Annotated in this window: 21 protein-coding genes and 1 pseudogene; 10 read left to right on the forward strand and 12 right to left on the reverse strand. The window is 42.7% G+C overall.

Features of this window, described 5'->3' with window-relative positions:
* From IPP77_01910 to xerD, 7 genes are all read left to right on the forward strand, one after another.
* Nucleotides 1–1,019 (forward strand): hypothetical protein (locus IPP77_01910; protein MBL0308474.1); only part of this gene is annotated, 1,019 nt, incomplete at its 5' end.
* Entirely contained in the window at nt 1,000–2,106 is a 1,107-nt protein-coding gene (locus IPP77_01915) for a hypothetical protein (GenBank protein ID MBL0308475.1), read from the forward strand. The genes IPP77_01910 and IPP77_01915, both read left to right, overlap by 20 nt.
* Nucleotides 2,031–2,456, forward strand: coding sequence for a hypothetical protein (locus IPP77_01920; GenBank protein ID MBL0308476.1), 426 nt, complete (start codon nt 2,031–2,033; stop codon nt 2,454–2,456). The genes IPP77_01915 and IPP77_01920 overlap by 76 nt, the downstream gene beginning before the upstream one ends.
* A 318-nt stretch (nt 2,457–2,774) precedes the next feature.
* Complete coding sequence (locus IPP77_01925; GenBank protein MBL0308477.1) at nt 2,775–5,240, forward strand: hypothetical protein; 2,466 nt, start codon at nt 2,775–2,777, stop codon at nt 5,238–5,240.
* Nucleotides 5,143–9,990: a T9SS type A sorting domain-containing protein gene (locus tag IPP77_01930; GenBank protein ID MBL0308478.1), complete on the forward strand. Its 4,848-nt coding sequence runs from the start codon at nt 5,143–5,145 to the stop codon at nt 9,988–9,990. Before IPP77_01925 ends, IPP77_01930 begins: the two co-directional genes overlap by 98 nt.
* Nucleotides 9,991–10,199: 209 nt before the next feature.
* Nucleotides 10,200–12,425: a T9SS type A sorting domain-containing protein gene (locus tag IPP77_01935; protein ID MBL0308479.1), complete on the forward strand. Its 2,226-nt coding sequence runs from the start codon at nt 10,200–10,202 to the stop codon at nt 12,423–12,425.
* A gap of 38 nt (nt 12,426–12,463) precedes the next feature.
* Complete coding sequence (gene xerD / locus IPP77_01940) at nt 12,464–13,366, forward strand: site-specific tyrosine recombinase XerD (protein MBL0308480.1); 903 nt, start codon at nt 12,464–12,466, stop codon at nt 13,364–13,366.
* A 616-nt stretch (nt 13,367–13,982) separates the two neighbouring features.
* On the opposite strand, the gene IPP77_01945 is transcribed toward xerD, so the two are convergent.
* Nucleotides 13,983–14,258, reverse strand: a complete 276-nt coding sequence (locus IPP77_01945; GenBank protein MBL0308481.1) for a hypothetical protein — start codon at nt 14,256–14,258, stop codon at nt 13,983–13,985.
* Nucleotides 14,259–14,702: 444 nt separating this feature from the next.
* On the opposite strand from IPP77_01945, the gene IPP77_01950 reads away from it, so the two are divergent.
* Complete coding sequence (locus IPP77_01950) at nt 14,703–14,942, forward strand: DUF1858 domain-containing protein (GenBank protein ID MBL0308482.1); 240 nt, start codon at nt 14,703–14,705, stop codon at nt 14,940–14,942.
* A gap of 152 nt (nt 14,943–15,094) precedes the next feature.
* Here the strand turns inward: IPP77_01950 and truB are convergent.
* From truB to IPP77_01970, 4 genes and pseudogenes are all read right to left on the reverse strand, one after another.
* Nucleotides 15,095–15,775: pseudogene (gene truB, locus IPP77_01955) on the reverse strand (tRNA pseudouridine(55) synthase TruB).
* On the reverse strand, nt 15,775–16,638 hold the full coding sequence (locus tag IPP77_01960) for an undecaprenyl-diphosphate phosphatase (protein ID MBL0308483.1): 864 nt from the start codon (nt 16,636–16,638) through the stop codon (nt 15,775–15,777). The pseudogene truB and the gene IPP77_01960 overlap by 1 nt, the downstream one beginning before the upstream one ends.
* Entirely contained in the window at nt 16,638–16,928 is a 291-nt protein-coding gene (locus IPP77_01965) for a DUF3098 domain-containing protein (GenBank protein MBL0308484.1), read from the reverse strand. The genes IPP77_01960 and IPP77_01965 overlap by 1 nt, the downstream gene beginning before the upstream one ends.
* 10 nt (nt 16,929–16,938) lie before the next feature.
* A complete protein-coding gene (locus tag IPP77_01970) occupies nt 16,939–17,790 on the reverse strand; it encodes a cell division protein FtsX (protein ID MBL0308485.1) in 852 nt (283 codons plus the stop codon).
* A 225-nt stretch (nt 17,791–18,015) separates the two neighbouring features.
* Between IPP77_01970 and IPP77_01975 the strand changes: the two genes are divergently transcribed.
* Entirely contained in the window at nt 18,016–18,237 is a 222-nt protein-coding gene (locus IPP77_01975; protein MBL0308486.1) for a DUF2795 domain-containing protein, read from the forward strand.
* A gap of 100 nt (nt 18,238–18,337) precedes the next feature.
* On the opposite strand, the gene queA is transcribed toward IPP77_01975, so the two are convergent.
* A complete protein-coding gene (queA, locus tag IPP77_01980) occupies nt 18,338–19,387 on the reverse strand; it encodes a tRNA preQ1(34) S-adenosylmethionine ribosyltransferase-isomerase QueA (GenBank protein ID MBL0308487.1) in 1,050 nt (349 codons plus the stop codon).
* A gap of 178 nt (nt 19,388–19,565) precedes the next feature.
* On the opposite strand from queA, the gene IPP77_01985 reads away from it, so the two are divergent.
* Entirely contained in the window at nt 19,566–20,801 is a 1,236-nt protein-coding gene (locus tag IPP77_01985; GenBank protein ID MBL0308488.1) for an ABC transporter permease, read from the forward strand.
* A 15-nt stretch (nt 20,802–20,816) separates the two neighbouring features.
* Here the strand turns inward: IPP77_01985 and maf are convergent, their stop codons facing one another.
* The 6 genes from maf to IPP77_02015 all read right to left on the reverse strand — a co-directional run bounded on the left by maf (nt 20,817) and on the right by IPP77_02015 (nt 24,323).
* The gene (maf, locus tag IPP77_01990; protein MBL0308489.1) at nt 20,817–21,380 is read right to left on the reverse strand and encodes a septum formation protein Maf; all 564 of its coding nucleotides are present in this window, start codon (nt 21,378–21,380) and stop codon (nt 20,817–20,819) included.
* 20 nt (nt 21,381–21,400) lie between these two features.
* The gene (locus IPP77_01995) at nt 21,401–21,691 is read right to left on the reverse strand and encodes a hypothetical protein (GenBank protein ID MBL0308490.1); all 291 of its coding nucleotides are present in this window, start codon (nt 21,689–21,691) and stop codon (nt 21,401–21,403) included.
* A 107-nt stretch (nt 21,692–21,798) separates the two neighbouring features.
* Nucleotides 21,799–22,356, reverse strand: a complete 558-nt coding sequence (locus tag IPP77_02000; protein MBL0308491.1) for a UbiA family prenyltransferase — start codon at nt 22,354–22,356, stop codon at nt 21,799–21,801.
* 31 nt (nt 22,357–22,387) lie between these two features.
* Nucleotides 22,388–23,155 carry a DUF2520 domain-containing protein gene (locus tag IPP77_02005; protein ID MBL0308492.1) on the reverse strand — a complete coding sequence of 256 codons (768 nt, stop codon included), beginning with the start codon at nt 23,153–23,155 and terminating at the stop codon, nt 22,388–22,390.
* Between the two features lie 187 nt (nt 23,156–23,342).
* Nucleotides 23,343–23,756, reverse strand: a complete 414-nt coding sequence (locus IPP77_02010) for a hypothetical protein (protein MBL0308493.1) — start codon at nt 23,754–23,756, stop codon at nt 23,343–23,345.
* A 75-nt stretch (nt 23,757–23,831) separates the two neighbouring features.
* On the reverse strand, nt 23,832–24,323 hold the full coding sequence (locus IPP77_02015) for a DUF456 domain-containing protein (GenBank protein ID MBL0308494.1): 492 nt from the start codon (nt 24,321–24,323) through the stop codon (nt 23,832–23,834).
* Nucleotides 24,324–24,621: the final 298 nt, after the last annotated feature.

The raw sequence follows: 24,621 nt of genomic DNA on the forward strand, positions 1-24,621 counted from the left end.
TTTGCGTTTCTGGTCAATATTTGTTGTGGAGAAATACACATTCCACTTCGGGTTTAGGATTGGCCACATTCCAATTCTTTGGAGGAGCTTCCAATAATTCACTTACCAATTGCATCATTGAAAACAACACCACTTTAGCTTCGACTGGTGTAATTTTGATCGGCACCGGAACCAATAACAACATCACGATCTCAGGTAACAGTATTGCCTCTCCTTCAGGAGGAACTACCAATAATCCAGCTAATGGAATTTATTCCAACACCGCTACAAATACAGCTATTACTGTCGCCAGCAACAGCATCAGCAACTTTGCTACATCTGGTGTTCTGGTGAGCAATGGTGCAAGTTGGACAATAGGAGGAGCCGCAAATGGTGATGGAAACAGTTTCTTCCAAACAACAACTGCTACAACTACACAAACGGCTATTTCCGTAGGTGTAGGTACAGGACACACAGTTAAGTTTAACAAGATTGGTGGCTCTGCCGCAGGGGCAACGGGCACTTGGACGAATAGCGGTGCAGTTTCAGTTATCGGTATTGCTTTCTCCGGTACTGCTGAGGGAACTATTTCCAACAATGCAATCAGCAATTTCAGTTTGACGAACACAGCAGCATCAGGTTTTACAGGTATTAATCAGACTAGCTCTGGTTCGGTAACTATCCAAACCGATACCATTGGTCATGCTAGCGCTGCAAATAGTATTTTATATGCAGGTAGTGGTGCCATGATAGGTATTAATACATCTTCTGTTGCTGCCAATACTATCAACCAAAATATCCTTGCTAATCTTTCTGCAACGGGTACAACAACTACAACTACTGTTAGGGGGATTGCGACTGCCAGTACCGGTGCTTGTACTATTACTCAAAATACTGTCAGAGATATTACCACCGCAACCACCGCGATTGCATCGGGAGCAAGCGGAATAAATTCTAAATTAATCGGCATATTTCTGAATAGCAGTAGCACAGCCTCCTCTATTTCTAAAAATTCGGTGTATGCTTTCAACCACCGCTAATACTGGTGAACTTTCAACTATAGGAATACTCAGTAATAGTGGAACAGTTGATATTTCGAAGAATCTGGTTTATGGTTTTTCTTCAGTACCAACGGCAAATCCCACCTACCAATATGGCATTTCTGTAACAGGTGGTACTGGTAATCTATCCAATAATATGATTCGGCTTGGTTTCGATATTTCTGGGTCACCACAAACCGCGGTTTCAGACATCGCCGGAATTTATTGTAGTAGTACCAGTACCGTTAGTGCTTATCATAACTCAATTTATTTGGGAGGTACTGGAGTAACTGCAGGAAGTTCTTATGCTTTTAGAAGAAACACCTCATCTGGTACATACAATGTCCGGAATAACATATTTGTTAATGAACGTTCTAACAGTGGAGGTTCTGGAAAACATTTTGCTTATTGGGTTTGGGTAGCACCAACAACTAGCGATTATAACATCTACTATGCTACGGGTACTGGTGGAATATTGTTTTCCCTCAACGGTACTGATCAAGCCACTTTACAAGGTATGAAATCAGCTATGTCAGGTCAGGATCTAAGTTCTGGCGTGGGCAATCCAAACTTTGTTGCTCCAACGGCTGCTACACCTGATTTGCACCTTAATTCTCCTACCCCCGCAGAGGGTACAGGTATTGCTATCGGTACGGTAACTGATGATTTTGATGGCGATGTAAGAGCCAGTACTACTCCAACGGATATAGGTGCCGACGCAGTAAATGCCACCGCGAGTGATATTTTCACTCCGGCAGTTACGGTATCTGCTGTTACTAACCAGGCAGTATGTACGGGAACCATTGATGTAAACATCACTGCTACTATCACCGACGCAGGTTCGGGTATAGCTACCGGTGCCAATGAGCCTCGCCTTTGGTATCGTCTGAGTGCCGGAAGCGGCTCACCTACTGCATGGGCTTACATAGCTCCTTCTTCTACTTCAGGCAGCACTTATAATTATGTGCTGAACCTTCCGGGAGTGGTGACAGCCAAACCTATCAATATTATGTGGTGGCACAGGATGTGGCGGGTAATATCGGATATAGTAACTTCAATGCTACTACTCCGGTTCACGCCAGCGTAACTGCAACGCCTTCACCTGTGAATGCCGTGCCGGCTTCGTTTAATATAATTACTGCTACACCGCTTTCGGGAGTGGTAACAGTGGGCACCGGTGGGGATTATACAACCCTCACCAAATTTGATGGGTTGTTCAAAGCAATAGGCGACAATGGATTAAGTGGCGACCTTACAGTAAAGGTGATTACAAATACTGCTGAAGATGGGAATCAATCCCTCAACCAATGGGCAGAATATTGCGGAAGCGGTTATACGGTTACCATCGTTCCTACAGACGCGACGGTAAGAACACTGACTGGTAGCCTAAGTGGTATGGGAATGTTTTGGAATATATGCTTCCAGAGTCACCATTGATGGTAACTTTGATGGTGCAGGAAGGTATTTGAAATTCGTGAATACTTATACCGGTACCGGTGCGTCTGAAAACAATACTTTCCGACTAGGAAACTCTGCCACTACTGCTTCTAATATCACCATTAAGAATTGTGACATAGAAGGTAACAGTACTAAAACAGCCGGGGCAGTGCTGTATATTTCGAAATGCACCGATATCACCATAGATAATAACCTGATTCACGGTGGCGTTAGTTGGGCAGTAAATATTATTCGGGTTGACAACAGCTTTAGTACCAATATCTCATTAACCAATAATGAAATTTATAATTTCTTGGCTTGGAGTGGGGATTTACACGATCGTATGGAATTTATGTTCCATCGGGCGGCAATAACTTCATTATCAAAGGAAACAGTATCTACAACACTGGTATCAACGGTCAGAACGTTCAAACGGCACTTTCTTTCCTTCCAGGCTCATCTTCGACCGGCAATATCATTTCCCAAAACTGGATCGGTGGTAGCTCCGCGCAGTGCGGAACCGGAGGCAGCGTATCTTATTGGGGAAATAGCTGGGATAACTATTATAGTGGAGAAAATCAGGGGCAAGGTATTGTCGTAAATGCCGGAACGGTATCCATTGACTCTAATAACATCACCAATATCTTATGGTCTAATAGTGATTATTCAGGCTTTGTATGTATTTCTATTGAAGGTTCTACAGTTGCCTCTGTCACGAATAACAATTTATGTTCTGGATCAAATGGCCTTCCGGATAATTCAAAAATAATTCAAGTAGAAGGAGGAGGAATTAGTGGTGGTTCTTATCCTGGGTATATCTATGGTGTTTGGAATAAAAGCAATACGACTTCTGCCACTACTTATAATAAGAATAATTTCTGGTATTTGTGGCAGAGAGGTGCTGTTGAGGGTGGTAACGTTCATTGTATTTTTCACCAGACCGCAGGACCAGCAACGATTACCAATAATGTTATAAACGGGGCACAGGCTTCTGGTAGAAACTGGAATAGCTTTGGTTTTCGCGTTGAGCCTTCTGCCTCTACATCAGGCAATCTGATTGAGGGTAATAGCGTGGCGGGACCTTATATTAATAGCTTGGTTAATGGAGGGGTAGTTAATAGCGCGATTTATGTAAAGGTTTTAAGTACTTATACTGTTAGCGGAACTATTGATCGAAACGTTGTTTGGGATATGCGTAGTGCTGAAAGAGGTGGTGCCTCCGAAGGGATTTATGTTTGGACAAGTACAGGAGGAAATGGTAATTGGAATATCCATAATAATATGGTTACTCTAAAGAATAATGGAAGTACATCTAACTGTATTGGTTTATATGGAATTGAAGTTGACTTAAACTCTTCTTCAACTACCAATGTTCAATACAACTCAGTTTACATAAGTGGGTCTAATGGAGGAACAGCGGTATCAGGAGTTGATTTCAGTTCTTATGGTTACTTCAGACAACCAAATAGTTCGGGTACTGTAGTGGGTGATGCTCTTACTTTGAAGAATAATATTTTTATTAATACACGATTAGTTGGGAATGGTTTTGTGACTGGTCATAGTGCTATAGGAAATGTGGGAGCATCTAATTTTGCAACTAATTGGAATGTTAGTGATTCTAATTTAATTGTTATGGGAAATAGTGCTTACTCTAGAATAGGTCAATGGGGTGGCAATACTTACTCAACACTGGGAACATGGCGAACAGCGTCGGGCAAAGATGCAAATAGCTACACTGCTACTTATACAGCAGGTAGCTCAAATTTTGGTTCAAACACATTGAATCCGGAAAATCTGTTTGCTACACCACTGTCCGACCTTCATATTTCCACTATAGACGGAAATAGTTCTTATTTCGTCAACAACCGGGCGACACCTATTTCCATCACAACCGATTATGACGGGGAGACTCGTAATGCTACAAGTCCTGATATTGGTGCCGATGAGTTTGGTTCCGTGAATGATGCAGGAGTGATTGCTATTACGCCAAATTGTTCTGGTTCATCAGTGGATATCACCATAAAGAACTTCGGTTCTGCGGTGCTTACTTCCTTTAAAGTGGACTGGTCAATAAATGGAACAAACCAGCCGCAACAGACCTATACATCACAGTCAGTGGCATCTGGGGCAACCATCGTTAAAACAATTGTGCTTACCTTGCCTGCTTCCTTTGCTGCGGCTACTGCTTATAACGTCGTGGCATACACCACACTTCCTAATGGCGTTCCAGATGAGAATACTTCAAACGATAGTTACACAGCCAACCCTCTCTATTATGGTTTAGGCGCGACGGTTTATATCGGTACCGGTACTCCTTCGTTTGCTACCTACAGTGCCTTGTTCAATGCCATTAATAATAGCGTGTTGACACAAGACCTGAGTGTAATAGTGAATGCCAACTCATCTGAGCCAGCTACTCCAGTTTTCTTAAACGCTACAAGTTATTGTGGAGGAACCCGAGCGATTACTATTACTCCGTCCAGTGCAACAGTTCGTACTGCCGAAGGTACTAGTGGCACCGCTTCGCTACAAGGTATGATTGGCTTTAACGGTGCAGCGAATGTTACGATTGACGGAAACTACAGCGGTGCTGGTCAATATCTGCGCTTTAGAAACACCAATTCTTCACGTCCTGTATTTGCTTTCCAGAATGATGCCAATACTATATCGGTATCAAATTCGGTGATTGAAGGAAATAACAGCACCACCTATGTTTCCGGGGGAATTTCGAGTGCGCCGGGCACCGTCTTCTTCGGGATGCAGCGCTGGCGGAAGTGGCAATAGCGATATCTCATTCACTTACAATACTATTAGAGACAGGACCAGTGCGACGGGTGTTCCGGCGAATATGTTCTTCTCGTATAACAATACACCGAGCACCGCCAACAACACGATTACTATTCAGCATAATGATATTTTCAACTTCTCTCAAACCGGAGTTTATCTTCCGGATGGAGCAGGCAACGGAAACAATTGGAATATATCTGACAATAACTTCTATTGTACTGCTGATATGTCTTCTTATCAAAGTTCTGTGCCTCAGCACATTGCTATCTACTTGAAGGCTTCTTCTTCTCATTCGCATACGATCAAACGTAATTCGATTGGTGGTCAAACTATCAATGCGGGCGGTTCCGCTTGGTTGAATAGTAACAGTTCATTAGATTTCGAAGGAATCCGTTTAGAGATTGGAGGCTCCACTTCCGGTCAGGAGACCAAGGTGGACAGCAACATCATCAAGAATATCAACCTCACAGGAACAGGGCTATCTATGTTTATGGGTATCCGGGTGAAGACAGGCTTGGTAGATATTGGTGGTAATACTATTGGAGATTTGAGCGCGACTATTTCCAGTCCAAGTATTCAAGTAGCTGGATCAGGTACTGCAAATGGAAGTAACGACAACGTTTCGGTCTTTGCTATCTGGAACTACAGCACCTCAGCTTCCACCATTGCGAACAACGTAATTGCTGGTATAAAGAATACAGGAGGCTACTCTTATATGACGGGTATCCGTCGAGGTGCTCGTGAATACGGAACCAATGCATTGAATGTGTATGCAGGTAAATCAATTATCACGGCAAATACCATTGCCAATCTTTGGTCTGAAACTTCGATGTCCAATGTTTTCTTGAATGGACAGTACGTGGACAAAGTATGGCCTGGCGCCTTAACAGGTATTGCATTGCGATCTAATTATGGAAGAGACAATCGGGTGGATAGTAATACCGTTTATGGATTGAAGGCTAATGCTACTTGGAATCGCTGGGTGCGGGTGAATGGTATTGCATTGAATGCCGAGACTTCTGCAGATGCAGGTGTCGTGAGCAAGAACCGAATATCAGATTTGGAAAACTACAATGGTGGAGTTTCTGGTACTAATGTGTTTACACCGGCTATTTCAGGTATAGCTATCGGTGCCAGTGATTTGACAGCAGGCAATAGCTATGTTGCGAATGGCAGCTATACCTTAATCAACAATATGATTTATCTGGCTCCTGCTGTATTTAATTCAACCAAGCCTTATAATAACCCGGATATTTACGGTATTCTCGATGTGACACAATCTGGTAACACTACTAAATACTTTTATAATTCTATCTATATAAGCGGTGCAGGCAAATCATCTTTGCCGGGTGATTGTCCGGTTGTACCATCTTATGGTTATATGAGAAGTGCCTCGGGGAATGGTACTACACAGGGAGGTACTGTGTATTTGAAGAATAACATCATTATAAATAACCGTACCGGATATGTGAAGCACTTTGCAATAGGGAATAATACCAGCACTCCTACAACTGGTTGGAGCGGAAGCAACATTGATTATAATTTCTTTTCAACCGGAAACACTAGCACTGTTGGTCAAAGAATTTCAGGTAATTTCCAGACTCAGCCTTCGTACGATTACACTTTCTCCGGATGGCAAAGCTATTTTAGTGCTGACGCAAACAGTAAATTTGCGCGTACTACTGTAGTTTCGACAAATCCATCTTCTTATACTAATACTGCTGCGGTTGATTCGGTTAATCCTCGGTCCGGGTATTTGTTTGAAGACCTCTCTGATATTGTCACTGCCGGTAAATTCATGCACATTGCTTTGACTGATGGAGAGAGCAGCAAGTTCATTGATAATAACGGAACGGACGTTTCCTCTTATGCAACAGTTGATTTTGATGAGGAGGCAAGAAACGGAACGACACCAGATATTGGTGCAGACGAAATCATAGCTTGCGCACAGCCTACGGTAACTTTAGACACGATTGCTTCTCTGTGTTATTCTACGGGTACACAAATTGCGTATCTCAACTATACGGCTACTACCAATAGCCCAGATCAGTATAGCATAGTTTGGGGTGCTCCGGCAATAACAGCCGGTTTCGCCGATTCAATTCTGGTGGACCTTACAGCCACTCCGATAGTGATTACCGTCCCGGCAAGTGCTGCGGCGGCCACTTATAGTGGTACACTCACAGTAAAGAACAGCAGTGCGAGTTGTACGAGCACCAATTATACAATCAGCCTGAAGGTTAATTCGTTGCCTACTATTACACTGGGAAGCAATCCTTCGGTTTGTTACTCGGCAGGTGTTCAAACGGCAGATTTAACCTATAGTGCCACCACTCAATCTCCAATAGAGTTCAGTGTTGATTGGGATGTTGCTGCTGAAGCAGCAGGGTTCACCGATGTGCATTTCACTTCCTTACCTGCTTTGCAGATTGGTCTTTCTGTTCCGGCTGGTGCCGCAGTGGCTACTTACAATGGAACATTGAACGTGCGTAATGCGGATAGCTGTATGAGCATCGGTTCTGCCATAAGTGTTACCATTAATGCAACACCGGTGATTACTAAATACAGTCCCATTTCATTTGTCAATACGGTTTGCGAAGGAAGTAGTACCTGGTTTGAGGTTGTTGCTGCTAGCGGAGGACCTATGACCTTCAACTGGATTGTTAGTTTGGATAGTGGAAGCACTTGGAGTGCGGTGGTAAATAGTACGCCTTATAGCTTAACCTCCACAAATCACAACAACTTAGATAGCACCCGTCTTTCTATTTCCAATTCAACTCCTGATCTTAGCGGAAATCAATACAAATGTATTGTTACCGGTGCTTGCTCGCCTCCCGATACTTCGGATATAGGCTATCTTAATGTTTTTGCGCCACCAAGTTTCAGCAGTGTTTCAAACGACACTACTATTTGTTTAGGTGGCGGGGCCGATCTTGGTGCTGCTGCAGATGGTGGGGGATTGATTTATCACTGGCAATATTATAACGGAAGCACTTGGGCGAATGTGAATACGGGAACACCTACCGGATTTACTTATAACAACTCGAATAGTCCGAATCTGTCCATTACAACGAATAATGTAACGACATCTCCCGGCAGTTATCAGTTCCGTTTGAATGCTACGAATTTATGCAATCCTTCTCCTGGAGCGAACTCGAGTGCTATCACGGTTACGGTACTTTCATCTACTATTGTCCAATGGATCGGAGGGATTAGTAACGATTGGCATACGGCTGGCAACTGGTGTCCGGGCATACCTACCGCATCCACAGATGTTACTATCTTATCCGGTAGAACCTATCAGCCGGTGATTACCGCTAACGCGTATTCACATCACTTGACCATTGCGAATAACACCTCGGTCACTATTCAACCACACGGTCACTTGTTCTTGCACGGCGACTTGACAGTCAATGGAGCTTATACGCATAACGCGGGTATTCTTGAGTTGACCGGCAATGCACCGCAAACGATTTCACCCATTACTGCCGATAGTGTGATCGTTAATAATGCCACCGGTGTTACTCTCGGAGGAAATCTATTGATCAACTCTCACCTTTCACTGATTGAGGGAGTTATTAATACCGGTATGGATACTGTGGTCATTCTCGATACATTGACCACTGCGCTGGATGCTGGAAACGACACCTCTTATATCTACGGATTCCTGAGAAGAGCGGTTGGAGACACAGGTCTTTATCACTTCCCTGTGGGATATGATGTGCACTATCAGTTAGCAAGCGTCAGACTACATAACAATACGGGCAGAGACAGTGTAGGTATAAATGAACTGACGGCATATTTCAATCCATTTAGTAGTAATGTGGGTTGCTCAGATATTGCCCCTGGAAATGGGCTAATGATTAACGGTACGCTTGTAGAGAACTTATTGAACGGCGGCTTCTGGACGATACATCCTGATACGGTAGATTACAGTTTGCTGTCCTACGACATCACCCTAAGAGAACGTGCCTATACCAATGCACCGACAGATCCGAACAGAGTAGGAGTGGTGAAACGAGGCGAGTGTTCCGATGCCTGGACTGCACCGGGCACGCATGTTAATAGTACACAGGCAATTATTAACCATCCTACTATTCCGGCTCGCAATACAGTAGTGGCAGCACAAAGCGCTCTTAGCCACTTCTCAGATTTTGGAATGGGCTTTGGTGGTGTACCTCTACCGGTAGAATTAATTTATCTTGAAGCAGAGGCTATGGACAACAGCTACATCCAAGTGCGTTGGGCCACAGCAGTTGAAATCAATAACTATGGATTTGATGTAGAGCGCAGTACCGATGGAGCAAGCTGGACCAAAGTTAGTTTTGTCAATGGACACAACAACTCCACCATACAGCAAACCTACCAATATGACGACCGAGAGGTAGTTTCCAATGTTCGTTATTACTATCGTTTGAAACAGATGGATTATAACGGAGACTTCAAGCATACCGATATGGTTACGGCGATACTCACTTCTACAACAACTTTTGAGGTATTGGATCTGGTTCCAAACCCTACTGCTTCACATACCACCTTGCAAATTTTATCATCCAAGGATCAGGAGATTACGGTAGATATTTACAATATCGTAGGGCAAAAGGTACTTAGCCGTCATCACCAAATTGTGAAAGGTCAGAACAACAATATTGATTTCCAACTGAGCATTTTGGCATCCGGTACCTATTCCGTGATGGTCTCTTCGGCTAATGAAGTTTATGTGAAGAAGCTGGTGATCACCCGCTAATATTCTCCCTGAAATTTTCAGTAAGGCGCTCCATAATTTGGAGCGCCTTTTTTTATGAGAAGAATTTTGCGCTACCGTTTGAGTAGGAGTTTTACAGTCCGAGCGCCTGTTCACTATATTCAGTGGTGCTGTTCGGCACTTGAACGAATATGGGTTTCTCACTTCAATCAATCTTTAGCAACTAATATTTTTTTCACCACCTTCGCAACATGTCTAAAGGATTTCTGTTTTTCATTCTATTCTATCTACCGATTGTTTTGATGGCTCAAAGCCCCAAAAATCGGATTCTTAGTGTTCCGGTTCAAAAAGGAAACTCCATTATGCGCGAACCCTGGGCAGGTGGGATGAATGCCCCTCAGTTTTCTGAGGCGGATATAAATCAGGATGGGATTAAAGATCTTTTTGTATTTGACCGGGCCGGGAATCGGGTGATGGTTTATCTGGGTAATGGCAACGGTTCTAATACGGATACAGCCTTTGAATATATGCCCAAATACGAAAGTTTGTTTCCCGAAGGAATGATGGATTTTGCGCTGCTTCACGATTACAACAGCGATAACATCCCAGATATTTTTACTCATACCAGTTTGGGAACGATGGTTTTGAAAGGAAGTGTTCACAACGGACTCCTCTCTTTTGATACGGTTTCCTCTTTGCTGAGATATCAAAGCGGCGCGTTCTCTGTGAATATATGGACGGCCAGCACCGACATCCCCCTATTTGCCGATGTGAATGGCGATGGCGATATAGATGTGTTGAGTTACGGTGTGTTTGGAACGACCATGAGTTATTATGAAAACCAAACCAAAGAAAACATCGGGAACCCCTACTTCGACATAGATTCGTTTCGATATGAGGAAGTAACTCAATGTTGGGGTAATGTGGCACAAAATTCTTTGAACAACTCCTTCGAACTCAATATCGTCTGCAAAGGAAACCTCGCCTCTCCCGACGATGGCAGCCAACGACATGCCGGCAATAGTTTGTTTGGTTTCGATCCCGATAACGACGGTGATTTAGATATTCTGAATGGCAACATTGGCTATGGCAGTTTGGCCTTTTTGAAAAATTGTGGCACTCCTTTATCTGCCCATATCTGTTCCTTGGATTCTACCTACCCCTCTTGCGATATACCGATTCATCTTCCTTCTTATCCGGCGGCTTATGGTTTTGATGCCGACGATGATGGTCGGGAAGATTTGTTGATAGCTCCCAACACCGCCGTAGGAAGTAATGATACAAGGAATGTACATTACTATCACAACACCGGCAACATTGCCTGCCCTATGGAGCTTGTATCTGATTCTTTTTTAGTGCGGCATTTTCTTGATTTCGGAACGGACTCTAAACCTGTGTTTCACGATATGAATGGCGATGGAATTCAGGATCTTATTGTAGGCAATTACAGTTATTTTCATGAAGAAGACTTATTCAAATCATCCTTGGCATATCTTGAAAATATTGGCACACCTACCTTTCCTCGTTTCCGGCTGATGACCGGTGACTACGACAGCCTCAGCAAATTTAATCTGGTGGGCATGCACCCATCCTTCGGCGACATGGATGGCGATGGGTTGGAAGACATGATAGTGGGTGAAGTGGGCGGATGGCTTCATTTCTTTAAGAACACTGCCCTATCCGGTGCCTCCTTTCCCGCTTTGACAACGCCTCAATATTTCAATCTGAAAGTCAATCAGTTCAGTGCTCCATTTATATTTGATGTGAACGGGGACTCGCTGAACGATTTATTGGTAGGTAGAGATGATGGCAAAATTTCTTATTTCTGGAATTTCGGAACAAAACTTAACCCAATCTTTAGCCCCGATTCGGTGAACCATAATTTCGGCTTTGTCAATGTCAAGCCGTATGAATTAGCTCAGGGATTCAGCGCGCCCACGGTTATCAAAGACAGTGCGGATAATTTATTTTTACTCATAGGATCGGCCAGCGGCACGGTCTATCAATATTTTATTGACCCAACTCGCCTTCGCAGCGACTCTTTCCCACTCATAGACTCCAACTATTTAAAGCAGGACGTAGGAGGCAAAGCAGTAATCACCTTCACCGATTTGAATGCTGATGGTCATTTAGAATATGTGCTCGGCAATCAGCGAGGCGGACTGATGATGTTTTCCGATTCTCTTTGGGATACCAGTACCGTTCCCTTCAATCATGTTGCAGTGATTAAGAATCCTAATAGGCTGCGGTTATATCCCAATCCGGCTAAAGAATATTTTGTTTGTGAAATGGATGGTGGACATTTCCATCAACCTGTCACAACAGTATATAATCTGATTGGCGAAACGATTCCTCATCAGATTTCTATTGATGGGAATAAGATGATTTTTTCTCTTCCCGACATCGCACCCGGAATATATTTCATCCGAATCAGCGAAGACGATATTGCCTTTACCGGAAAGATTTTGATTCAGTAGGGTATTGAAATTGGCCGTTTTTGAAATAAAGAATTTGGATGAGTTGGAATAGTTACATCAAAGGCTTTAGGAATTACTTGCAGTTAGAGAAATCTCTTTCGCCCAATTCTATGGAGGCCTATCAACGCGATGTACTTAAACTAGTCAACTATCTGGAGAGTGAAAAGCTGACATTAAATGTAGATCAAATCAAACACCAACATCTGGAAGGGTTTATCAAAGCCCTTCATGAAGTAGGCCTCGATGCGCATTCGCAGGCCAGGATTATTTCTGGATTGCGGGCTTTTTATAAGTATTTATTGTTGGAAGATGTGGTTTCCGAAAACCCAACAGAACTCATTGCCTCTCCTAAACTTTCGCGCAAACTGCCCGACACACTCGGTGTGCAAGAAATCAACGCACTGCTTGATTCTATTGACCTAAGCACCCCCGAGGGAACACGAAACCGGGCTATGCTCGAGGTGTTGTATGGTTGCGGTTTGCGGGTGAGTGAATTAACGAACCTCCGAATTTCGAACCTGTTTCTGGATGTTGATTTCATCAAAGTTCTGGGCAAGGGAAATAAAGAACGACTCGTTCCGATTGGTTCACAGGCCATTAAATATATCAACCTCTACAAAAACGAAGTCAGGATTCATGTACCGGTTCAGAAAGGAGAGGAGGACATCTTGTTTTTGAACCGAAGAGGGAAAAGGCTTTACAGAATGTATGTGTTTTTGGTGATTAGAGCCTGTGCTCAAAACATTGGTTTGACCAAAACGATTTCGCCACACACCTTCCGTCATTCCTTCGCCACCCACTTGATTGAAGGCGGTGCTGATTTACGCGCCATTCAAGAAATGTTGGGACACGCCTCCATCACCACCACCGAAATTTACACTCACTTAGACCGCGACTATCTCCGCAGCACCATTATGCAGTTTCACCCCAGATACAAGTAGCGTTAAACAATACGACTGAATCCTCTTTCATTATTGAGACCGTAAGAATAATATAGATTGACGAGCTGTCAACCAAGAAGAAATTATCAGGGCTAAAGCCATTTAGTAAGAGCCAGATTCTCACCACGCTAAAGCATGGTGTTGTAAACCGTCATTTATGGTTGAGGGTTTGGAAGGTTTGCATTGTTTTTAAACTACAAAAGTCTTTAAGACTTTTGTAGTTTAAATAACGTTCATCCCTACAGGATTTGACAGATGGATGATTGCTTTTCTACTAAAGGCATCAATCCTACGGATTGAAAACCACCGCAAACAAACATTCGCGAATAACATCCATCAAGTTCCGTAGGAACTATCTTTTGGTAGAAATAAATAGTCTCCACTGTTCAAGCTCCATCGGAGCGACCGAATGAATACATTTCACGCGTAGTGCGCAGAGATGCAGCGCATCAAATTTTTTAACTGTATTTTCTCTGTGTCCCCAGCTACGCTACGCCCTCTGCGTGAAATAAAGTCAAAAACAAAAGTCTTTAGGGCTTTTGTAGTCTGACTTACAATTTTATAGGCCTTCTGAAAGCTTGAATTTCGGCTTCAAAACCGCTTAAAAACCAAAATATCAGACTGGACAGGTCAAAAAATCTTTTTCTGAGCTGAAAAATCTTTTTGGCGGAAATTTGGAGCTTTTGTCCAGTGATTTAGTGCGTTTCCGTTCGCCAAATTTTTTTTGGTAGGTGAAAAAGAGTTTTTGGCGGCTGAAAAATCTTTTTAGCTCACAAAAACTCTTTTCTGCGCTCAAAAAGATTTTTTGACCACTCAAAAGCGCTAAATTTTTCTCAAACGCGCTTTTCAGCCCGGAAAAGTATTTTTTACGCACGCCACGCTCTTTTTTCATGAGGAAAAGATTTTTCCTCGTTCAAAAACTTTTTTTGGGCAATAAACAAACAACTGTGGCTTTATTGCTGAGTTTAGAGTGCTGAATGCTGAATGAAAAATACGGAGGTGGTATGAATCATTCTACAAAGTATTTCCGTGCCATTTGTGTTTAGTTCATCAAATGAAAATCTAAACATAATGAACGCCACCGACTGCCTATAGACAAAATTTATTGGTAATGTTTTGTGCTATTATGTTTTTATGGTAAAACTTAATACCAACAGGGTATGGCGCTAATTGAAATTTAATTAGTCGTTCTCTTACCTCCCTCCCTCGCACCCCGCCTTATAGCTTCCGACCGCCTCTGGCATTAAGTTCCTTTATCTACTTAAAACAAATCCGCCACCATACTGCGAGAGGAGAGGAGTAGAATTTCTATTTTCGATGTACAAATCTGAGCAGTATGAAAATCACCGAAAAGACTTACGTATCTGAAATTTTGAAAGAGCACGGAGACATTGCCGAAATCATGGAACTTTTTGGTGTAAAAAGATTAGGCGGGTTTAGCTTTAGAAAGTTTCTAACCAAATTTATTACCGTCAAGACTGCTGCCTTTGTTCATCGCGTGCCTCTCGAAAAATTCATCAGAATGTTGCAGATAGCCATTGATAGAAAAAGCAGATCAGCAAACCGTAATAATTGAAGCGAGGTACATTATTCTCCACTTAGCTTTGGTTTGACATCAGCACCGGGTGGCCGGAAAGAAATTGCTTATCCGGAGATGGAAAAGGTAGCTATGAAAGGATGTTTTGTGCGGAAGAAAAGCTGAATTCAGGTAATGAAAAACTGCGGTGATCAAGCGGTTGCAATCACTTCCAGCATCTCCTCAATAGTTTTGGCATTCTTTAATTCAAAGTGGCCGATTTTTGTTCGGCACAGACTTTTGAGATAGGCGCCGCTATCTACCGCTTTGCCAAAGTCATGCGCCAGCGAACGGATATAAGTTCCCTTGCTGCTCAACACTCGGAAATCTACTTCTGGCAAGGCAATTCGCGTGAGGTCAAATTCATGAATGCTTATTTCACGGGGCTTCATTTCTACTTCCTTCCCTTTTCGCGCTTTAATATAGGCAGCGGTGCCATCTATTTTGATAGCAGAATAGATCGGAGGCATTTGCTAAAGAGTTCCTAAAAACTTCTTCCTTGTTTCTTGGAGCAGCGATTCGTTGATATGGTCAATAGGGAAGGTAGCATCGGGGGCTTGTTCACTGTCGTAAGTAGGAGTGGAGGCTCCCAAACTGAATGTACCGGTATATTCCTTATCCATTCCGGTGAATTCATCAATGCGCTTGGTCATTTTTCCGGTGCAGATTATCAGCAACCCGGTGGCCAATGGATCCAGAGTTCCGGCATGGCCCACTTTCAATTTGATACCGGTTTTTCGACTCAACGCATAGCGAAGTTTATTCACCACGTCAAAGGAGGTCCATTCCAATGGCTTATTCAATAGGAGAATTTCTCCTTCAATAAAATTCATTATTCGGAGATTTCGAGATTGTAGCCCATCGCCATCAGGATGAGAATAACTACTCCCAAAATGATTCGGTAGTAACCAAAGAATTTCAGTCCGTAACGGGTAATCAGTCCGATGAAGAATTTAATAGCAATCATTCCGACGATAAACGAAACGATGTTGCCAATAATCAGGAAGTCAATATTCTCACCGGTCACTACGTGGAAATTCTTCATTAGTTTATAAAGCGCAGCGGCAGAAATAGTAGGTACTGCCAAAAAGAAGGAGAACTCGGCAGCGCGTTTGATATTGAGTTTTTGCGACATGCCGCCTACAATCGTTGCGGCGGAGCGCGACACGCCGGGTATCATAGCAATACATTGGAAACAACCGATGATGAAGGCCTGTAACCAACTTATATCCAGCTTTTTCAGCACCTCTTTTTTGTATTCTATGCCGAACTCATCTACCACATTTACGGTCGTCGTATCCTCATCATCTACGGCTTCATCAATCTGGCGATGAAAAATTTTATCAACCAGAATCAGTACCACGCCACCGATAATGAGCGCCACGGCTACTGTAGTAACACTGGATAGCAGTTTATCAATTTGATCATTCAGCAAAAGGCCCAAAATCGCTGCGGGAATAAACGCAACCAATAGCTTGAAATAAAATTCAAGTGATTGTAAAAATCTTTGGCGGTAGAGGAATAAAACAGATAGGATGGCGCCAAACTGTACACTGACGATGTAGGTTCTGGAAAACGGGCTGTCGTGAAGCCTCATAGCCGATTCTGTCAAAATCAAATGGCCAGTGGAGGAAACAGGTAAAAATTCTGTGATCCCCTCTACAATGGCAAGGATGATAGCTTCGCCAGTGGTCATTAGATTTTGGGTCTTTTTAGAATGGCGACTGCTTCGAGGGCAAAGCCGATTAGAACGACAATAGGTGCCAGCGTGATTCTTCTGAAGCTATAAATTTCTTCTTTGGGAAATACGTTTGGGTCGTTGGTCGCACCGCCGCTCATCAGCATAAAACCAACAAGAATCACCACTACACCAACGGCCATAATGATGTAGTTAGTTCGGTCGAAAATGAATGGGGTGACCGTTGTTCCCGATTTTGCAGGTGGGGAAGTCTGTTTCTCCTTAGTACTTATTTGCTTCGTCGCCATAAAAGTTTTATTAATAAAGGTCCTCTACTTTAACTCTCAAGTAACGGAACAAAGCTGTCAAAGTACTTAAAAATGAAATCAATATTCCAAACAAAATAATTACTCCAAACAGGAGCGCAAATGTATATAAATCAGCCTTTAAACCAAGTTCGGGAAGGGTATAGTCAAAATAGAAAATTACGATGGCAAGAATGCCACAGGCAATCAATCCACTGGCTATGCCATTCACAATACTTCTGCCTAAAAAGGGTCGGATAATAAACCATCGGGTGGCTCCGAAAAGTTGCATCGTCTTGATAATGAAGCGCCGGGAAAACATGACCAGTCGTATAGTATTAAAAATCAGGGATACGGAGAATATTAACAAAGCGGCACCCACCAGCAAGATAATAATGGAGGCGCCACGCACTTTTCGGTCTAAAGATTCTAAGACATTGCTTTGCATGTTCACCTGTTTTACGCCTTCTAAGCGCAATAGGGTGGCCCGAACTAAATCCATGCTGTCCTGATTGGCATAATTGCTTCGCAGGTTGATTTGCATGGAAGTGTACAGCGGGTTATAGCCCAGAACATCTAGGAAATCTTCGCCCAAATCTTTTTGGAGTATCAGGGCCGCTTCTTCTTTGCTGATGATTTTCGATTCCTTTATGAATCGGGTGGCTTTTACTTTTTGCTGCAAAGAGTCTATGCTTTGCGCCGTGAGGTCATCCTTTACGACCAGTTCCACCACCATATTTTCCTTGAAATTGTTTGAGACCCTTTGAGCCTCAATCACGATGACAGCCGCTATGCCCATCACGAGCAGCACCAACATGATGCTGAAAATGGCATAGAAATAAGAAGTGCTTTTTCCGTTGGGCAATTGCTTGTTAATTACGATTCAAACTTATCCGAATCTAGAGAATTCGCAAGTATTATTTTTCGTCAGTTTGTTGAAATCATTTTAGAGAGGTCAGAAATTGATGATGTTGGTTTTATGTGTGCGGGAAATGTTTGGAAGAGCTTGCTTTGGTATAATTCAAAGTACCGGTTTTTTGTTTAATGGAAAAAATTACTTTTGCGCGCTCAATAAAAAAAGCAAACGCACATGTTTTGGACATTAGAATTAGCCTCATATTTAGAAGACGCACCTTGGCCATCCAATAAGGATGAGTTAATTGATTATGCGATACGCTCTGGCTCACCCGTTGAAGTGGTAGAAAATCTTCAGGAACTGGATGACGATGGAGAAACGTATGAAAGCATCGAGGACATCTGGCCTGATTATCCGACTAAAGAAGATTTCTTCTTTAATGAGGATGAACATTAAAACCTTCGACTAGAAATCGTTAACAAGTTATAAAAGCAAAAGCCACCCGAAAGAGTGGCTTTTGCTTTTATAAGGCAATAGAGATGGGCTTCTCTGCTGATTAAATAATCAGCATGGCATCGCCATAGCAATTGAACTTATATTTATCTTTCACAGCCAGTTCATAGGCTTTCATGGTTAAATCATAACCACCAAAAGCGGCTACCATAATCATCAAACTAGATTTAGGAGGATGGAAATTGGTAATCATGGCATTGGCAATGCTGAAATCAAAAGGAGGGTGAATAAATAGGTTGGTCCAGCCCTTATATGCTTTCAGATAGCGCTCGGCAGATACGGCAGACTCTACGGCTCTCATCGTTGTAGTTCCTACAGCACAGATTTTCTTGCCATTAATTTTTGCTTGGTTCACCAGCTTTACGGCCTTTTCAGGAATGTTGATTTCTTCCGCATCCATTTTGTGTTTGGAAAGATCTTCTACATCAATAGAACGGAAGGTGCCCAAACCAGTATGGAGCGTAACTTCGGCTAATTCAATACCTTTAATTTCAAATCGTTTTAACAGTTCGCGACTGAAATGCATCCCTGCCGTAGGAGCAGCAACGGCTCCTTCTTCACGGGCAAAAACAGTTTGGAAGCGCTCTGCATCGGCGGCTTCTACAGGGCGCTTAATATATTTGGGAAGTGGGGTTTCACCCATGTCGAAAAGCACCTTCTTAAATTTGGCATAATCTCCATCGAAAAGAAAACGGATGGTTCTGCCACGAGAGGTAGTATTGTCCACTACTTCGGCAATCAAGTCATCATTTTTTCCAAAATACAGCTTGTTGCCCACACGAATTTTGCGCGCGGGATCCACTAAAACATCCCAGAGAAATTGCTTTTGATTTAACTCACGCAGAAGAAACACTTCAATCTTAGCGCCGGTCTTCTCTTTGGTGCCATATAATCGAGCAGGAAATACTTTCGTATTATTCAACATCAGGACATCGCCATCATCAAAATACTTTAAAGCATCGCTAAACTTTTTGTGTTCAATTTTTTTGGTTGCCCGGTCCACTACCATCAAGTAGGATTCATCGCGGTTCTTTGCGGGATGTTGGGCAATAAGTTCTTTAGGAAGGTTGAAATTGAAGTTAGACAGCTTCATCGTATAAGTATTTGAATTTTACGGAACTCAAAATTGAGGGGCGCAAAGTTAATATCTGAATCGGAATATCATAATGAGATGAGAGCCGATTTAAGAAATACGCAAGAAAATAGCCCCTTTTTCCTTACGTTTGTCGGGTATGTCCATCCTAATCAAAATCTTCCTTCAAAGTTTCGCTATGTCATTTGCTGAGATACGTGCCTCCAAGTTGCGCTCGTTTCTCTCAATACTGGGCATTGCTATTGGCATTCTGTGTATTATTTCAGTCCGCACGGCAGTAAACTCTTTGGAAATGAATATCCAGAGAAGCTTGGCTTCCTTTGGCAACGATATTCTTTATGTTCAAAAATGGCCCTGGATTTGGGGAGATGGAGGAAGTTATCCTTGGTGGAAGTACTTTAATCGTCCGGCTTCCAATCGCAGAGAATTAGAGCAGGTTCAAAAGAATGTAAACGGTGCAGATGCCAGTTGCTTGATGTATTTTGCCGGGAATATATCTGTCATTTCCGGACAAAATACAGCCGATGGAGTGCAGGTAATTGGCGCTACTTTTGATTACAACAAAATCAAGGAGATGGAATTTACTCAGGGGCGCTATTTTACACCTGCTGAATCCAACAATGCGCAAGGAGTTGCTTTGATTGGTGCCAATGTGGCTGAAACGCTGTTCCCGAATCGCTCGCAGATTGAGGGGAGCACTATTAAGGTAAATGGAGTGAAGGTTACCATCATCGGCGTACTGAAAAAGGAGGGAAGCGATTTGTTCGGATTTACGCTGGACAACAATGTGATCGTTCCTTTCAGCTTCATGAGTATGTTTGTGAATATGTCATCCGGGAATAACGACCCGATACTTGCAGTCATTCCGAAATCAAATGTTCCGATAGATGAGTTGCGGTACGAATTAAAGGGAGTGATGCGTTCTGCTCGACGTCTTTCGCCTTTTCAGGAGGATAATTTTGCTATAAATCAAGTAAGTGTTTTTACGGAGGGAATTGCCTCTGTTTTTTCTATTATAAACCTTGCGGGATTGTTTATTGGTGGCTTCTCTATTTTTGTCGGCGCTTTTGGAATCGCCAATATCATGTTTGTAGCCGTAAAGGAGCGTACGTATATCATTGGGATTAAAAAAGCTATCGGAGCGAAGAAGGTTTATATTCTGCTCGAGTTTTTATTAGAGGCGGTGGTGCTTTGTGTGTTGGGAGGAATTGTAGGATTGATTGTGGTACTGGGACTTTTCCAATTGTTACAATACTTCATCACAAATGTGGCTAAGTCTGACTTTCACTTTTATATCACCCCTTTCAATTTGATGCTGGGCGTTTCTATCTCTGTAGTAGTTGGTATTCTTGCCGGTTTTATTCCTGCCTGGTCTGCAGCGAATATGAAACCGGTGGATGCTATAAGAAGTTAGGTTGTTCTTAACTTTCTAAAACTTCTTCAACTCGCGATAGACCCTATTGATGGGCAAGCCCACTACATTGAAGTAATCACCCTCAAAACGTTTAATGCCAATAGCGCCTATCCATTCCTGACAGGCGTAAGAGCCGGCTTTATCAAAAGGTTTAAATTTATCTACGTAATACTCAATTTCTTCTTTGCTAAACTCATTGAAATAGACCTTTGTAGTTTCTGAAAAGGATTCTTCTCTACTTTTGCTCAACAGGCAAACACCGGTAACTACCTCGTGCATCTTTCCACTTAATGCGGTAAGCATTTCCACCGCTTCTTTATGGTCTTTGGGCTTTTCATAAATTTTTCCTTCCAACAATACAATGGTATCTGCCCCAATAACTACCATATCATCCGAAAGTTCATTTGAAAAGGCATGAGCTTTCTTCTTGGCTAAAAAGGTCGGGATTAATTCAGGGGCAATGCCTAGTGGATGTGTTTCATCAACATTCTTGGAGGCCACATCAAATTCAAAGCCTGCCATCTTCATCAGTTCCACGCGGCGGGGAGATTTAGAGGCAAGGATGATTTTTGTTTTCATGGTGGCAGATGACCTTTCGGTTATTGCGTTTTATTAAAGAAATAGAACGCCGGAATTGAAAGGACCCCCAACAGCATGATTAGCTTTAATAAAAGACTGATGGAATGATACATCTTTTTGTCCTTTGCCAGAAACAGAAGAACAATCGCAACCACCGTCGGGATGACTACGGCAAAAAGAAAATAAGAGAATTCCTTAACGGCCTTTGCTTCAAGAAATGCGTTCATAAAGTATCCAAGCCCCACGAGAAGAACGAGGAGCAAACTCATTGCAATGACCTTGGCCGCTATTTCGCCAAACCGAACGGTCACTGTATTGATTTTATAAGCGGCATCTCCTTCTTTATCTTCTATGGTCTTTACAACCTCTCGCGATAGATTGATTAGAATGCAAATCCGCTATAGAACTTAACCTGCTATCAGGATATTGAACGCATATTTGCCTTCTTCAAAAAAATGACTCGCAAGAAGTTTGCCTCGAATATCAGCAACAATACAAACACAAAACCGGTCAGCGCAGAGATGGCGACATTTCCGACCAGCGGAATCTTTTTTAAGTAGGAGGAATAAATGTAGAGCAGCAGGGAGCAGATAATATAGATATACCCAACACTGAAGTATCCCACTAACCAACCTAAATAATAGCCCAATGCTATACCTGATAAAGCAAACCCCATGTGCAGATACATGGTGGTGTCCAGAGAGAATAGCCCCTGAGCCAGTGGCCGTTCCGGTTTGAACTCCCGGTCCAGTTCAAAATCAAAATAATCGTTGATAATATTCCCCGCAGCGGCGATAAATACCACCGAGAGAATAAATAACACAAACTCAAAGGTCGTAAAAGGAACCAGCGTGCTATGCAGTTTGTCCTGATGAACCGGAATCAAGATGAGGTAATAAAAAAGGGAAAGACTCAATGCAATCATCAACAGGTTGCTGATACGCACCAAACGAAAAAATGCAAACAATGTTTTCAAATCAATAAAGGTTAATCCCCCTTTGGCAAGATTACTCCTTTAGAGGAGATTTAGAAATGCTCTCGCTCAGTATTCGGTATAGCTTGTGCAATTTCGGATCATGGGTTAGCATCAGCAAATGTTCTTGAACCAATTGATGATCGCCGCGTATCGCCGGGCCGGTTTGTATCGCGGTGGGAGAAGCTCCTTCCAGATTTTGTGCTGATTTCATAATCAGCGGTTTCAGAATATCAAACGAAATGCCTCTTTCTTTTAATATCCCTTCTGCCAACGCCCATAGATGATTGGTAAAGTTATTGGCAAACACCGCCGCTACATGTATCCATTTCCGCTGTTCTTCATCTACTCGGTGTACGTGGTGTGAAAGCGATCGAGCCAACATCTCCAGCCTTTGTACTACAGGCTCGCTACTTCCTTCAACCAATATGGGAACGGTTTTGAAATCTACTTTGGAGTATTTGGTCATGGTCTGCAAGGGGTAGAAAACCCCAAAGCCTATGGCCGAATCTTTCAGCAAATCCTTCGATTTTGTTCCGGAAGTATGCACCACTGTTTTATTGCCCAACTTCAAATGTCCTGCCACTTCTGCCAGCGTATCATCTTTCACAGCAATGATATATACCTCAGCATCTTTCAGTTCTCCTGCCTTTGAGGTAAACGAAGCCCCCACCGTTCGTGCCAACTCCTGTCCAGATTCATCACTTCGGTTATAGACCTCCACTATTTCATGGCCCACCTTTTTCAACCCAAGGGCCAATTGAGTTGCCACATTTCCTGCCCCAATAATCGTTACCTTCATTCCGATTTGTTTCGAACAAAAATAAAAAATCGAACCGCTGACCTTTTATTGAGCGGTCAATAATTATCAATCTTGCGCTGTGGATTGTTGCGCCATGACCATATACTGTAGGTCGAACGGTTTGTATTTTCAGAATTAAATCCAATAGACCCATTTTGAAAAATGAGCCGGAGAATAACCTGTAGGGCTATTCAATCAATTCATAAATGATGTATTTATTTTCCTTCAACACATAATCGTAGCAATTAGTGATGCCGAGAGAAGAGATGTCGGTTGTGTCGGATGGGTCAGTAGAATTTGGGTTTTTGATTTTGACTCGTCTGACCTTCAGGCTGATCTCCGTATTTCCCATTAATCTCGCTACAGATTTGGCGCGTATCACCATTTTTTGATCTGCTGAAGGTTTGAAAAGCAGAAGATAGTATGGTTTGAAATCATTGTAGTAGTGTTTCCCCGGCTTATTGCGCAAGGTACATAAACTGTCTATCAGTACAATCTGTCCTTTTACAGCGGTCGTATCTACCGATCCATATTGTTGTGATTGCCCATTAATAATACCGGTTCCAAGACTGAAGAATAGAAGAGATAAAAGCGCTTTCATGGTTTTTTGTTTATTGTGCTTAAAGATAAATATCGTCAATTCATTAACAAGGAAAATATCTGGGCTTTGGCGGAATCAGGTGGCCATACCCAATCTGGCTATCAGTTTATAAATCACCAGCGAAGTCATCAGCCCGGAAGCCATCAGTTTTATTCCTATACTTAATACGGTGCCTGCCAAAACAGCTATACCGGATACTGCAGCTTGTCTTCCGCTTCTGCCTGCTATCAAATCACCGATGACAGCCCCTGTCAAGGTTCCCGCCACCATACCCACCGGAGTGAAAAACATTCCAAGAACCATCCCAATGATACTCCCTATCACGCCCTCTCTTGTGGCACCATACCTTTTTGCAGTAATCACTGGTAGATAATAATCAAGCAACAGTACCGCTATCATCAGGCCTCCTAACCAAAGCAAGGTAGAAACACTAAAAGGATGATAGGCCCATTGAAGTAATAAAATCGCTAGATAGTTTAAAGGAGGGCCGGGTAGTGCGGGCAACACGCTGCCCACCAACCCAAGCAGGGAAAGAATAACGACCAGAATGATGAGGGTGATTTCCATGTTTGATATTACTCTGAAAGAAACAGAGAGGTCAAAGCTACACAGAAAAACATAAGTGAATTTGCTTTTGGTTTTCCCAAAATAATTCTGTTTGTAATGTTCATCTATTTGCAGTTAGGACTCTGTTAATGCTTTTGTCCATTTTCTCTTGGGTATGAAGTAGATTCTGCTCATCACCAACCATTTTGTCCACGTCTTTAAGTAGCAAGTCTTCAAGTCCCAATCTCTAATCGGCAAATAGAAGCCAAGTCTGCAGCCACTTTAGATTCTTCTCCCTAAAAAGAAACCAAAGTAGAAG

The organism is Bacteroidota bacterium (assembly GCA_016722375.1).
Lineage (GTDB): Bacteria > Bacteroidota > Bacteroidia > Chitinophagales > LD1 > Bog-950.